Genomic DNA, 12,726 nt, shown 5'->3' with positions numbered 1-12,726 from the left:
AATTATAGAATAGAGTTTAGCAATTTTGCATTTATCTTATTGAATGGATTGATGATTTTCAATTTGTTAATTTTTGTTCCATCATTAAAGTCTTCAGACAATAAATAATCGCAATCAAGTTCTAAAGCGGCCAAAACAATCAAAGAATCATAATAAGATAATTTATTCTTCTCTCTTAATTTCAGAGCATTTTTGTAAAACTCAATTGTGGGGAAAAAAGAACAAATTGGATCTAAGATTTTTTCTATGAAACTTGAAATATCCTGACCTTTCATTGGTGGTTGTCCTTTTGTAAGTATTACATTGCTAAATTCTTGGATGACTTGGTAACTTATACAAAATCTATCAGATTTAAAAGAAGCTTTTATAATATTTGAAGAGATTTCCTTTTTTTCAAAATCTTTATGTGAAAAGAAGTAAATAAATACATTCGTATCGATGAAGATTTTACCTTTCATTTGCTTCTTCACGGCTTATTTTTCGGTTTATCTTCACATATTCAAATTTTTTCAAATATGCATCTAGATCAAAATCTTTTGGCTCAGATTCAGAATAAGCACGAAGCCATTCATTAAAAATGTCATTGAGTGACCTTTTTTGTTTACTAGCTTTTAAACGAGCTTTTTCGATTGCTCTTTCATCAGCTCTAAAAGTAATACTTTTCATACTTATTATTTTACACGAGTTTCGTGCAATTTGTCAAATTGAAAATTGGTAATTCTATTCCAACCTCCATCTAAAGAAATTTAGATATTTTCTCAAGATGGAGTATTATCTTTCGGTTTGCGAAAGTTTGGTATAGGAGATTTGTTTTTACAAAGAGGAAAGGATTTCCTTTTTTTTGGCTTCAAATTCCTCTGCGTTGATAAGACCCTGATCCAGTAATCCTTTTAGTTTTGCAATCCGAGCTGCTGGATCATTGGCTGCCGGTGTCGCACCACTTTGGCCTCCCCCTTGGTTCATCATATTGCCCATCATCTGGCCCATATTCATCCCCATTCCCATGCCCATACCGGCACCCATGGCACCACCACCTTGGCCTTCGTTTTCCGCAGCAGCTTGTCCAATATCGAACATTTTCTTTTGTTGGTATTTGTCTCCGAGCATATCAATTTCAAATTTGTCGGTGATGATTTTTTGGATTCTTTGGTAGTTCGGGTCGTTTTGGTCAAAGTTCACCGAAGATACGTTAAACTCTGTTAAGTCGATTCCATATTTTTCGAATTCAGGAGCGAGTTTGACTCTTCCTGCGGTAGAACTTTCATCTCTAAACTTGTTAATTTCTACAACAGAGGTGTTGTTGTTTAAGATCACTTCAGAAATGAAGTCACCAATTCCACGAACGATATTTGGTTTTAAAAATTCATCAACGGATTCGTTTGTGGTTCGATTTCCACCTTTCACTACATTCAGTAAAAAGGATCTAGAATCTTTAATACGGAATTTGTAATCCCCAAAGGCACGAATGTTAAGAACAATTTTGTATTTCGGATCTTCCAAAGGAATGGGAGTGTTTGTTCCCCATTTCATGGCAAAGATGGCTTTATTAACATAATAAACTTCAGCCGTGAAGGGAGTTTTGCCACCAAACGGAAGATTGACGAGAGCTTCGAGTATTGGAATGTTTCCTGTTTTTAAGGTGTGAGTTCCTGGCCCAAAGGTATCCAAAGCCTTTCCTTCTTTAAAGAAGATGGCTTCTTGGTTTTCATCGACGACAAGTTGTCCTGCGGTGCTGATTTCATCCGATGGGTATTTCCAAACAATTTCGTTAGGATTTCCTTCAAATTTAATTCTATCTATTAGTGCCATAGTTTATATCCTTATCCTATTTTTTTAAAAAGATTGAGTTTCTTGATTCAAATTGAGTTTCGAAGTCTAACAAAAGTTTGTTAATCGATTCAATTGCCGTTTCTGGATTTGTAACAAAAGCAGTTGGTAAAGTTTCCAAAATTTCTTTTTGTAAAATACCGGCTTTTTCCAACATAGAAAAGTCATGGTTTAATAGTTTTTCTATTTCTTCAGATGTGGCTTTGACACCAGTACCAAGTCCATTCAGTCCATAACCTGCAGAACTCACCTTCATAATGATTCGATCGAGAAGTGTTATGGCTGGATTTGTTTTTCCGATATTTTGAATTTGGGCTTTTGCCACAAAACCTTCTTCCAGTTTACGAAAACTTTCCTTAAAGGTTGAGAGCAAACCTCCCAGTTCCTTCCGAACGAGAAGGTCGGTTTTTTCAAACTCTTGGTTGGCCAGAGCTTCTTCAAATAGTTTGGTTTCTTTTAAGAACTTCCGAATGGGATCTTGTTCGTTCTTAAATCTTTCTAATGTGGTTTTTAACCAGGTTTGATCCATTTTATTCCTCTATTGAACTTCCTTCTAACGTTTGTATGGTGTCACAAGTAATGTAATTGAAGATGACACTTTTTTCTGATTGGTACAACGCTTTGGCTGGCAGTGATTTCCATTTTGGCATATCAAATTCGCAGTCATGTTTTTCTCCTTTGGTTTCACCACTGGATTCTGTGAAATGAACTAAATACTTTTCTTCCTTTGCACCTAATCTTTCACAACCGATACTCGTACTGGAACATTCGCGAATTTGAGGAGTCGGCCAATACGGTTCTTGCGTAGTTCCAAATCCTTTCGCTACTGCATTGCGATCAAAGGCCCATTTATCAATCCGGTAACTGCAATGATCATCATAAACAGGTTCTTTTCTGTATTTGGTGGAACAACTTTCACTTTCTGAAAACGTTCCATCTCCACGATCAGAACGAACTGTATGGCAATCTTCTCCATCAGGGATACTATCATAACTTCTGATCTGACGGCTTCTGGACACACTGTACGCACCCATCGGCATAGAATCACACCACTCCGATTCAGAAACTGGTTTGAACTGGTCAATGGCAATGGTGCGCGACCATTCATGATGGGTGATTTGTAGTTCTACTTTTTCGGTCCAAAGAACTCCGAGACAAACAAATCCAATCCCACCAAAGACGATAGTTCCTAGTAACCACAAAACCCATTTGGGAGTTTTGGGATGAGGTTTGATGAATTCAGAATTTTGGAAGGCTAAGTCTTCTTTTGCTCTTTTTACAGAATCTTCAGTGAGTCCGTCTTGGTCAGAACGAAGTTTTACATTTTGAGCACCATCGAGAGAACCACCGCAGTTTCCGCAGAACGTGGCTTTTGCTCCATTGGCAGTTTGGCAAAAAGGACAAACCTTGTCGGCTCCGTAGTAAATATGATCTTGGACTGCAACTTTATCCTCATCGTTTGGAAAGTATCTACGATTTGGATCTTGTGTGGCTCCACAATTCGGACAATGCCTATGTGTTTTCCCAAGTAACTTTTTAGAACCGCAAAACTCGCAGTCCCAAAGCATTTCATAGATTTTTTCTTCTGCCATCGCAACAAAGGTTTATCCGCAAAAAATTGACTTTTGCAAGAAAAATATTTTCAAATCTTAAAATCCATTCTAGAATTCTAGGAATATGAGATTGGTACTAAAACCATTTGGCAATTTTCGATTCTTACTCCTGTCTTTAATCCTAGTCATTTTCTCTTTTGGATACATTCAGTCCCGTTCAAAACAGAATGCGGTTCATCCACTAGATAGTTTGTATTCGAAATATTCACCTAATATAGTTAAGGCGGACAGAAAAATTTCCTTTCGAAGGCTTTCCCTTCACCTTCGCGGGGTAATTCCTAGCGCAAACGAATGGAAAGAATTAGAAGCGCTTCCAGAGGACCAAAGTTTAGAATCCTTTGCTGTCAGTTTTTTAAAACAACCTGAGTTTGCTGAATATTGGGGGACCAAGTTTACATCTATGTTACGAGACAAATCCAAAGGACGTAAAATTCCAACGGGAGCTTTCTTTCAATACATAGCAGGATCCATTCATAAAAATAAACCTTATGACCAATTGGTGCAAGAGATGTTGACAGCAACAGGAAACGTTAAGGAAACACCGGCTACTTTATTTTACATTCGAGACGGAGCCGATCCTTTACAAACAGCAGAGTATGTTGGACGATTGTTTTATGCAAAACGAGTAGCATGTGCTAGGTGCCATGACCATCCTTATATCTCGGATTTTACGAGGAGAGATTATTATGCTGTTGCTGCCTTTTTTAGCCAACAATTCTTTCGAGATGGCACTTGGGAAGCGGATCGGTATGGAAAATCTTTTAGTTATGTTCCGAGAGAATTAGAACTCCATCTTCCGATGGAAGAGCAAAAAAATCTCCAAGACAAAAACAATGAATGGAATAGAGATAATTGGAACAAGTGGACCGACGAACAAAGGAAAGACTATCAAAAGAAACATGAAGTGGAATTTGCCACTCTCTATTACCAACCCAAACTGGGACTTCGTTTTCCTCATACAGATGATGCACCAGGTGGAGATTTGGTACGTCCCAAATACTTGGATGGGAAAGAGGCTAAACTCAAACCCGGTGAGGATCGTAGGAAAGCTTTTGCCAATTGGTTGACCGACAAATCTAATGATCGGTTTCGCAAAGTTTTGATCAACCGAGTGTGGACAGAACTCATGGGTTGGAGTTTTTTCACTCCACTCGATGATTGGAATGAAGACACTGTCGTAACAGGGGAAGAAATTTTAAATCATCTCGATTCTTATTTTTTAACCAACAACTTCAAACTAAAAGAACTGATTTTGTACATTGTCACATCCGATGTTTACAATCGTTCGCTGACAAGTAAGGCAACAGACCAAGATCCCATTCGGTATTTTTCACCCAAACGTTTGGACAGTGACCAACTCCTGAACTCACTCATCCGAATCTCTGATTCCCAAAAGATCAGTAATATCCGTGAAAGAAATCTATCTTGGTTAACGGGTCTTATGGGCCAAAAACCTTATGATTTGACCGGTACGGGTTCGGTTCGCTTTCCTCAAGATAACTTAAAAGAATTTTCAAATGCCGTCGAAGTGGAAAGACCTGCTCCTTATCACACGATGTTATCTGTATTTGGTTCAGGTCCACGTGTGGACATTTCAGATGATGTAGATGAACTCACCATAGAACAAATGTTAACACTAATGAATGGCCGTGTGGTGGGAAAACTTGTTTGGGATTTTGGTAACAAAGAGTCTCTTGTGAAAGCAGAGTTTGATCAACTAAAGTCAATGAACATGGTCATCAACAATCTTTACTTCCGACTTTTAGGCCGTGGACCTAGCGCTGGTGAAACAGAAAAAATTAAAACACTGATGATAAAACCAGACACTGTTTTTGACAAAGATTTACTCCAAGACATTCTCTGGGCTCTTATCAATAGCCAAGAGTTCCAACACATCAACTAAGGCAAAATTATGGATCGCAAAGAATTTTTAAAAAAATCAATTCTCAGTTTGGGGATAAGTCCCTTTCTTTTTTCATCGAATCCTTTCGGTAGTTTACACGCTTCGGAAGAAGAGGAATCCATCACCCTTCCTTCCAAAGTAAAGTCTGTTATCTTTATTGAAATGATGGGAGGGATGAGTCATGTCGATACATTAGATCCCAAACCTAATAGTGCTTTTGGAAAAGTCAGTTCCAGTATTTCTGGGCTTTCTGTTTTGGAACCATTTTCCCTTACCGCCAAACAACTGCATTCGATAGGAATCATTCGTTCTACTTGGAGTGAAGAAGGGGATCATGGATTTGCACAAATGTTACTTGGAACTGGATACCGAATGACGGAAGCTATGGGTTTTCCCGACATCCCTCATTTCGGCTCCGTGATTGCTTATGCAAAAAAATCAAAAGTCAAATCATCGTACTTCCCAAGTTATGTGACGATTGGCGGAAGAGGGGGAAAAAATGGTAACTCTGGATTTTTGGGAATCGATTATTCTGGTTATCATATTGGAAATGTGGACGAACCCATCCAACACTTAAATCCATCCTATGGAAAATTTGCCGATGATCGAATCCTTCGAAGAAAAGATTTGGTTTCCTTTATGAATACGGAATTTGCAAAAACCTATCCGACTAACGAATCCAAACATTGGAAAAATATGCTCGTGGCCGCAGAAGAATTTCGTAATTCCAAAAACATAGATAGTTTTCGAATTAATTTGGAAGATGAAAAAACAAGAACACGGTATGGAACCACATGGCAAGGCAAAGCTATGTTACTGGCAAAACGACTCGCGGCCCAGGAAGTTCCATTCATTCATATATCGATTGGAGGATGGGACACTCATACTGGAAACAAGGCACAAATCACCAAAATCATGAAAGAAACGGATATGGGGATTGCTGCTCTGTTAGAAGATCTAAATAACACTGGTCTCATTAAACAAACGTTATTCTGTCTGACGAGTGAATTTGGCAGAACCCCTGATGTGGGATCCAGAGATGGTCGTGACCACCATCCTAAAGTTTGGTCCACTTTACTAGGAGGAGGTCCATTTGACAAAGGATATGTTTTGGGAGAAACCGATGAAACTGGATCCAAACCAGTAAATCTAAAGGAAGCGATTCATGTTCGGGATCTTGTTGCCACCATTTATAAAGCCGCAGGAGTTGATCCTGATGCTACACTCACCAATTCCTTTGGCCGTCCTTTTCTATTGACGACAAAGAAAGCCAAAGTGTATGAAGGATTGTTTTAGTTTTTTTCTGCTTTATCGATACAAACAAAGGCAGTGGTAAGAATTGAATCCAGAGAAGTGGATCTATCGCCGGGGTTTAAATAGGTTTCTGTAAAAATGGAACCAACCCCATAACTCTGACAGTTAGCGATGGCGGTGTCACTGGTATCATTTGGTTTTGCGTATACTACAGTTGTTACCTTGGTTGTATCACCGTTTGGTTGGTATCTACAAACTCCCACTAAGTTTTGCACGGAACATTTTACAGATGATTTTGTATATCCGAGAGGGCATACGATTTCTTCTTTGACGACAGCATATTGTTCTATACAAGACGGTGAATAGTTAGACGTTCCAGAACAAGAACCTAAAAATTGAAATGTCCCACTAAACCCTGGTTTTCCTGCGTTGAGACTTGCTAAATACATAGTTTCTAAACATTTGTTTTTCGTTTCCTGTATTTTATTGTCTCTTTGTGCCTTACAATTTATATTCAATACAGCTAACAAAAGTATTGTGATGATTGGTTTAATCAATTGCTTCATTTTAATAAAATACCTGTATTTGGGTTCGAACCACATGGTCCCCTTCCGCAGCCGTAGGAGTTCCTGTATAATAAAAGTAATCTGTTTGCCACTTTAAATTATGTTCAGCAAAATAATAGGAAAGAGCTCCTCCCATTTCACGAGAATACTTCAAACTAGGATCGGTTTCTCCTAAAGGTCTAAATTCTCCAAATCGAAAACTAAGTTCGTAATTAGTCGTAAACAAATATCCGAATTGTACAAAGTGACCTTGTCCACTTCTAGAATATTCTCTGGAAAGTGCGGAGCTTACTGTTCTTTCTACATAAGCTGTGTTTGCTCTTCTCCATAACCATTCGTATTGGAAGGAAAACCCCATCCATTTAAAATAAATATCTCCAGCGGCATGACTATAATTGAATTTTGCAAAAGTAAATTCTGTACCGTGCGTACTAAGTGAACGGTCTGAATTTTTATTATAGGCTCCAGAAACCCCAAGAGACAATTTAGGTTCTTTGTATCTGGCAAAATCAGCTTCCGACAACCAGTCATTATCGGAGCCGGATTTTGACATCCCACCAAACGGAGAAAATACAAATCTTGCTACTGTGAGAACACCTGGAGTTTGTCTTTCGACTCGGTTCCTTCCTTGTCCTCCAAAAACACCAAGATAATAAGCAAACATTCGTTTGCTGCCAAATAGATCTTCTGAAAAAAGATAAGTTCCTACATCACGATCTAAGTTGAACTCGGCAGTCACAGAAGATCTATCTACTGTTTGTAAGGCGCTGGAAGAATTCCAACGTTGCCTACTAAAAGGAACTTTCATTTGCCCAAAGGCAACTTTTACATCACGATATTGGTTGTACACAATGTTCGCATCTCGTAATGTGTTCCTTCTTTGGCTTTCCATATCTCGTTCTGCAAATCCCATTTGTAAATTTACAAGCCAAGTATCATTGAATAGTCCTGCTTTGAGTTGTAATCTCGTTCGGCGGACTAAAAAATTAGTTGTGTCTTGGGAAGGATCCAATTGAAAACTTTGGTTTCCTTGGACTTGGGACCGAAACCTAAGTTGAACATTGTGTTGGCCGTCAGAGGAAGTGGCCTTGATCCCTTTTCCTAGTCCTGTTTCCCAGTTGGATTTGTTTTCTGGCGCTGCTGTCACCTGTAAAGGCGCATTGGCTGGCGGGCTTACAGGGTTCGCACTGGTTTCCGCTTTGGGTTCTGGTTTTTCTTCCGCGATGAGTGCCAGAGGAAAGGAGTAGATACACCAAAGAAGGAATACCGTTCGAAATGGATTGGGAATGGATTGAAACATAACTGTAATTTTTGTAATAAATGTCACAGTTGGAAGGATGGAGGAAATGGCAAAAGGAAATCAGACCTAAATTTTCAGAATATTTACCATTTCAGACTCATTTTTCCTTTTCTTACCAAAGAAATTTAAAATACTGATCCCTGATCTATGAAAAAAGCACTAATAACCGGAATCACAGGCCAAGACGGTTCCTATTTGGCAGAACTCCTGCTCCAAAAAGGGTACGAAGTCCATGGAATCGTTCGTAGAACGAGCCTTTTCAATCGTAACCGAATAGAACATCTACATGGAAACTCAAACCTCCACCTCCATTATGGAGACATGACAGATTCTTCTAACCTAAACAGAATCTTAGAAAAAATCCAACCAGCAGAAATCTATAATCTTGCTGCTCAGTCCCATGTTCAGGTTTCTTTTGAAGTTCCTGAATATACAGCTGAGGTAGACGCAGTAGGAACTTTACGAATTCTAGATGCCATCAAACAAACTGGGATCAATACACGGTTTTACCAAGCATCTACATCTGAACTTTACGGCCTTGTCCAAGAAGTTCCACAAACTGAAAAAACACCATTTTACCCACGTTCTCCTTATGCAGTAGCAAAACTTTATGCATATTGGGCAGTTGTGAATTACAGAGAAGCGTACAATTTGCACGCTTCTAACGGTATTTTATTCAATCACGAATCTCCAAGACGTGGGGAAACCTTTGTGACAAGAAAAATCACACTTGGCGTTGCTGCTGTCAAAGCGGGAAAACTTCCTTACATCACAATGGGAAACATTGATTCTAAACGTGACTGGGGTTACGCTCCTGACTACGTAGAAATGATGTGGATGATGTTACAGAAAGATACTCCAGATGATTATGTTGTGGCAACCAACGAAACTCATACAGTGCGCGAGTTTATCGAAGAGTCTTACAAAATTGCAGGATTCGAAGTAGTTTGGGAAGGTAAGGACGACAAAGAAATCGGTAAAGACAAAAAAACTGGCCAAGTTCTTGTCAAAATTGATCCAAAATACTATAGACCTACTGAAGTTGAACTTCTTATTGGAAATCCAGAAAAAGCAAAACGTCAGTTAGGTTGGGAACCAAAAGTAAAGTTTAAAGAATTGGTTAAAATCATGATGGAAGCTGATTTAAAGGACCAAGGATTTTAATCACCGAAAAGAATCTCTTTCATAGGTGCGTTTTACCAAGAGATTTGTAACGATTCACAAACTCTTGGTTTGGAATTTGAGGATGGCCTTCCCTTTGTAATTCGGGAAGGAGTCCTTCTACAAAATACATTTTTATATTTCCTTTGTGTTTTGCCGGAACTTCTCCTCTGTATTCACATTGGAAAAAATCTTTTACCAGTTCATAGGTAGATGAGGATATATTGATCTTTCCAGTCATTCCCGATGATTCACATCGACTGGCAGTATTTACCGTATCACTCCAAACATCATAAGCAAACTTTTTATCCCCAATGACTCCTGCAATTAACTCTCCCGAATGAATTCCTAGTCTTAGTTGCCAATAAGGTAAACCTTGTGCCGCTTTGATTTCTTTCATTTGGTTCATAAAGGCTTGGATTTCGAGAGCCGCTAAAACACTATCAATCGCATGTGTATAATTGGTTTTGGGAATCCCACCAACAAACATATAACTATCACCAATGGTTTTTAGTTTTTCGAGTTTGTGACGTTCCATCAAACTATCAAAATAAGAAAAACAACGATCGAGTTCTTCCACAAGTTCTGAAGGGGAAAGAGTTTCTGCTATTTTTGTAAATCCTTCAAAATCCGTAAAACAAACAGTAGCTGATGGATAATGTCTAGGTTTACTCACTCCATTTTGTTTTAATTCCCTGGCAACTTCCAATGGTAAAACATTGAGTAACAGACTTTCTGACTTTTGGTGTTCTGCGATGAGTTTGTCTTCTGCTCTGTTGACTGCTTTTACGAATTGATTGATTAAAAGAATAAAAAATATAACAATTAAAGTTAAGGGTGGCATTAAATAATCAGCCGGAACAACCCATTTCGGTGGACCATAGAGACCTTCATTTCCCATAACTCTATAATAGAATTGAGAACCTAAAAATAAAAACGCAGACAAACTCACAAAGAACCATCTCAGTTTAATATTTTTACGAGGGATCATCAAAAAAGGCATAACCGAAAAAAGTAAAAATCCAAGGGGAGCTGGATCATCTGCCTGGAAAAAGGTAAGTGAGGCTATGTGAAAATTACTCGAAGAGAGTGCAAATACCGCACTCATCGCATAACTTCCTTTATATAAAAGGTAACGAGAGTAAGCCAAAGGTATTACTAAAACTAAATAAGAGATAAAAGAAGTTAAATGGGTTTCGGGTGGTTCTGTAAAATAAATAATAGGTACAAGTAAAGAAGGAATCAAAAACATAATGGTTTGGAAAGTGGCATTCACTCGTAAAGCACGAGCACTTTCATCACTTAAGCCCTTTGTGAGATGAACAAGTTGTAAACGGTTTAGAATTTTTTGAATGCGTTTGGACATAACGGGAAATTAAAAATTGATACGAATGAAAATCAATTCAATTTGTTATGTTGGAAATTTAGTTTTGTGAGAATCAATAAATAACCCAATCAGAATCAACTCTAGAGAAAGGCAGATTTTCAGATTGGGTTTTTAGTGGGTTAAAATTGGAAAAATTAAATTGGTTTAAAGTCCGAAAAACTGATCTAACATCAACTTCTTTAAAGTTTCTTTTAGTTTGTCTTGGATGTTGACAATCTTAACTGTCATTTTCTTTTCATCAGCTTTGTTTTTAAAAGAGAGGAGACGAGAGATTCCAAGAGAACTCACTATCACCACTTTCTCCAAATCCAAATAGATTTCCTGAGCATTCTTTTCTAAAATTTCTGCTAAAATTTCACGAAGTTCCGGTGCATTTCCATCGAGAATCTGATCCATAAAACGAACACGAATCGTATTTCCCTTTTCTTCTACTAGTATCTTATCACTCATATTTTGCTGGCCTCTAACATAAGTCAGGAGGGAAAAGTTGGCAAGAAGTTATTTCAGCTTCTTGAGCTTATTCTCCATGTTAGCCTTTTTATGATAGAATTGGACGAGTTTTTCTAGCTCTGCCATGTCGGAACAAACAATTTTTCCCATATCCATACGAATAAATTTATTATTCTTCATGATATCGGAGATGATGAGTTCGTCTTTTGGATCGGTGAGGCCTACCATTTTGAGAAGGTCTTTGGTTCCAATTTCAAAATTGTAAGCTTGTTTGGGTGTCACTTTGATTCGGTTCTTTTCAGCCAAAGTCATGAGTGTATCCACAATTCGACCTTGTGGGTCTTTTAGAAGTAGGTTCGCAAGTTGTTTGTAAGCAATCCAAATTCGTTCAGAGAGTAGTGTAATGAGACGAGTTGCCAATTGAGGTTGGGCTTTTACCATCCCTTCAAAGTTGGCTTTGTTGATGGCAAGTAGTTCCACATCACCCGCTGCCACTGCAGAAGCGGAGCGAGGTTTGTTGTCGAGGATGGCCATCTCTCCGAAAATATCTCCTGCTTGGAGAACGGCGAGCATCACTTCGTTTTGGTTTACGATTTTGGAAATTTTAACCTTTCCACTTTGTAAAATGAATAATTCCTTACCTGGTTCATGTTCACAAAAGATCATCTCACTATCTTTGTAGTTTCGATTGAATTTATTGTAATCAATGGGAGCTGATTGGAATGGCTGGTTGATTGTCTGCAAACGTAGTTTTGCCTGCGGAACAAACTGCCCATTGGGAAGGTGTTTTAAATAACTTTGGTAAGCAAAGGTTGCATGGGATGTATTCTGTTGTTGGAAGTAGTATTCACCGATCTTAAAGAGTTCGTTTGGATCTTCTTCAACAGCATTTCTAAAAGACAATCTTGTGATTGTGGTATCAAATTGGCGTAACTTCATGGAGAAGAAACGAATGATATTCATTGCAACGGCAGTAGACTTTTGGATTAAGGTTCCAAACTGGTCGTAACTAACAGAAATTAAAGATACATTGGTAAGTGAAGTGGCAGATTCGATCTGAGGGTGTTGGCTCATGGCAGCAACTACACCGAAAAAATCACCAGGTCCTAAAACTTGGTTCGGATCTTCGCCGACAACAGCCGTCTCACGAGTGACACGTACCTTCCCCTCGCGGATGATATAGAAATTGTTCGCATCCTTTTTCCCCTCTACAATGATGTAGGAGTTCGCCGGGAAAGTAACCATTTGAAAAAACGACATTCTTA

At 38.5% G+C, this 12,726-nt stretch carries 13 protein-coding genes; 3 read left to right on the top strand and 10 right to left on the bottom strand.

Annotation, left to right across the window (positions count from 1 at the left end):
- Positions 1-2: 2 nt before the first annotated feature.
- The 5 genes from EHQ70_RS14935 to EHQ70_RS14915 form a co-directional block, all read right to left on the bottom strand.
- Positions 3-458 carry a PIN domain-containing protein gene (locus EHQ70_RS14935; RefSeq protein ID WP_135587724.1) on the bottom strand — a complete coding sequence of 152 codons (456 nt, stop codon included), beginning with the start codon at positions 456-458 and terminating at the stop codon, positions 3-5.
- Positions 448-666, bottom strand: coding sequence for an antitoxin (locus EHQ70_RS14930; RefSeq protein WP_135587723.1), 219 nt, complete (start codon positions 664-666; stop codon positions 448-450). The genes EHQ70_RS14935 and EHQ70_RS14930 overlap by 11 nt, the downstream gene beginning before the upstream one ends.
- A gap of 147 nt (positions 667-813) precedes the next feature.
- Positions 814-1,809: an SPFH domain-containing protein gene (locus EHQ70_RS14925; protein WP_135587722.1), complete on the bottom strand. Its 996-nt coding sequence runs from the start codon at positions 1,807-1,809 to the stop codon at positions 814-816.
- Positions 1,810-1,825: 16 nt separating this feature from the next.
- Positions 1,826-2,356 (bottom strand): LIMLP_15305 family protein, encoded by a 531-nt coding sequence (locus tag EHQ70_RS14920; protein ID WP_135587721.1) that lies wholly within the window; start codon positions 2,354-2,356, stop codon positions 1,826-1,828.
- Position 2,357: 1 nt separating this feature from the next.
- Positions 2,358-3,419 (bottom strand): zinc ribbon domain-containing protein, encoded by a 1,062-nt coding sequence (locus EHQ70_RS14915; protein WP_135587720.1) that lies wholly within the window; start codon positions 3,417-3,419, stop codon positions 2,358-2,360.
- Between the two features lie 85 nt (positions 3,420-3,504).
- Between EHQ70_RS14915 and EHQ70_RS14910 the strand changes: the two genes are divergently transcribed.
- Positions 3,505-5,343 (top strand): DUF1553 domain-containing protein, encoded by a 1,839-nt coding sequence (locus EHQ70_RS14910; RefSeq protein ID WP_135587719.1) that lies wholly within the window; start codon positions 3,505-3,507, stop codon positions 5,341-5,343.
- Positions 5,344-5,352: 9 nt separating this feature from the next.
- The gene (locus tag EHQ70_RS14905; protein WP_135587718.1) at positions 5,353-6,639 is read left to right on the top strand and encodes a DUF1501 domain-containing protein; all 1,287 of its coding nucleotides are present in this window, start codon (positions 5,353-5,355) and stop codon (positions 6,637-6,639) included.
- Here EHQ70_RS14905 and EHQ70_RS14900 read toward each other — a convergent pair.
- Positions 6,636-7,163 (bottom strand): hypothetical protein, encoded by a 528-nt coding sequence (locus EHQ70_RS14900; RefSeq protein ID WP_135587717.1) that lies wholly within the window; start codon positions 7,161-7,163, stop codon positions 6,636-6,638. The genes EHQ70_RS14905 and EHQ70_RS14900 overlap by 4 nt on opposite strands.
- Before the next feature lies 1 nt (position 7,164).
- A complete protein-coding gene (locus EHQ70_RS14895) occupies positions 7,165-8,463 on the bottom strand; it encodes a porin (protein WP_135587716.1) in 1,299 nt (432 codons plus the stop codon).
- A gap of 147 nt (positions 8,464-8,610) precedes the next feature.
- Between EHQ70_RS14895 and gmd the strand changes: the two genes are divergently transcribed.
- Positions 8,611-9,627: a GDP-mannose 4,6-dehydratase gene (gene gmd, locus EHQ70_RS14890; protein WP_135587715.1), complete on the top strand. Its 1,017-nt coding sequence runs from the start codon at positions 8,611-8,613 to the stop codon at positions 9,625-9,627.
- Positions 9,628-9,646: 19 nt separating this feature from the next.
- On the opposite strand, the gene EHQ70_RS14885 is transcribed toward gmd, so the two are convergent.
- The 3 genes from EHQ70_RS14885 to EHQ70_RS14875 all read right to left on the bottom strand — a co-directional run bounded on the left by EHQ70_RS14885 (position 9,647) and on the right by EHQ70_RS14875 (position 12,721).
- On the bottom strand, positions 9,647-10,990 hold the full coding sequence (locus EHQ70_RS14885) for an adenylate/guanylate cyclase domain-containing protein (RefSeq protein WP_135587714.1): 1,344 nt from the start codon (positions 10,988-10,990) through the stop codon (positions 9,647-9,649).
- A 165-nt stretch (positions 10,991-11,155) separates the two neighbouring features.
- Positions 11,156-11,461: an STAS domain-containing protein gene (locus tag EHQ70_RS14880; RefSeq protein ID WP_135587713.1), complete on the bottom strand. Its 306-nt coding sequence runs from the start codon at positions 11,459-11,461 to the stop codon at positions 11,156-11,158.
- Positions 11,462-11,509: 48 nt separating this feature from the next.
- Positions 11,510-12,721, bottom strand: a complete 1,212-nt coding sequence (locus tag EHQ70_RS14875) for a Crp/Fnr family transcriptional regulator (RefSeq protein WP_135587712.1) — start codon at positions 12,719-12,721, stop codon at positions 11,510-11,512.
- Positions 12,722-12,726: the final 5 nt, after the last annotated feature.

It is taken from the genome of Leptospira congkakensis (genome assembly GCF_004770265.1).
In the GTDB taxonomy this organism is placed as follows: domain Bacteria; phylum Spirochaetota; class Leptospiria; order Leptospirales; family Leptospiraceae; genus Leptospira_A; species Leptospira_A congkakensis.
Note: the sequence above shows the minus strand (reverse complement) of the source record. Positions and strands in the feature narration are given on the sequence as shown.

Excerpts from the sequence above, each read along its gene's own strand:
- EHQ70_RS14930 (WP_135587723.1), bottom strand. The coding sequence starts at position 666 with ATGAAAAGTATTACTTTTAGAGCTGATGAAAGAGCAATCGAAAAAGCT.
- EHQ70_RS14910 (WP_135587719.1), top strand. The coding sequence starts at position 3,505 with ATGAGATTGGTACTAAAACCATTTGGCAATTTTCGATTCTTACTCCTG.
- EHQ70_RS14920 (WP_135587721.1), bottom strand. The coding sequence starts at position 2,356 with ATGGATCAAACCTGGTTAAAAACCACATTAGAAAGATTTAAGAACGAA.
- EHQ70_RS14925 (WP_135587722.1), bottom strand. The coding sequence starts at position 1,809 with ATGGCACTAATAGATAGAATTAAATTTGAAGGAAATCCTAACGAAATT.
- EHQ70_RS14900 (WP_135587717.1), bottom strand. The coding sequence starts at position 7,163 with ATGAAGCAATTGATTAAACCAATCATCACAATACTTTTGTTAGCTGTA.
- EHQ70_RS14915 (WP_135587720.1), bottom strand. The coding sequence starts at position 3,419 with ATGGCAGAAGAAAAAATCTATGAAATGCTTTGGGACTGCGAGTTTTGC.
- EHQ70_RS14905 (WP_135587718.1), top strand. The coding sequence starts at position 5,353 with ATGGATCGCAAAGAATTTTTAAAAAAATCAATTCTCAGTTTGGGGATA.
- EHQ70_RS14880 (WP_135587713.1), bottom strand. The coding sequence starts at position 11,461 with ATGAGTGATAAGATACTAGTAGAAGAAAAGGGAAATACGATTCGTGTT.
- EHQ70_RS14935 (WP_135587724.1), bottom strand. The coding sequence starts at position 458 with ATGAAAGGTAAAATCTTCATCGATACGAATGTATTTATTTACTTCTTT.
- EHQ70_RS14875 (WP_135587712.1), bottom strand. The coding sequence starts at position 12,721 with ATGTCGTTTTTTCAAATGGTTACTTTCCCGGCGAACTCCTACATCATT.
- EHQ70_RS14885 (WP_135587714.1), bottom strand. The coding sequence starts at position 10,990 with ATGTCCAAACGCATTCAAAAAATTCTAAACCGTTTACAACTTGTTCAT.
- EHQ70_RS14895 (WP_135587716.1), bottom strand. The coding sequence starts at position 8,463 with ATGTTTCAATCCATTCCCAATCCATTTCGAACGGTATTCCTTCTTTGG.
- gmd (WP_135587715.1), top strand. The coding sequence starts at position 8,611 with ATGAAAAAAGCACTAATAACCGGAATCACAGGCCAAGACGGTTCCTAT.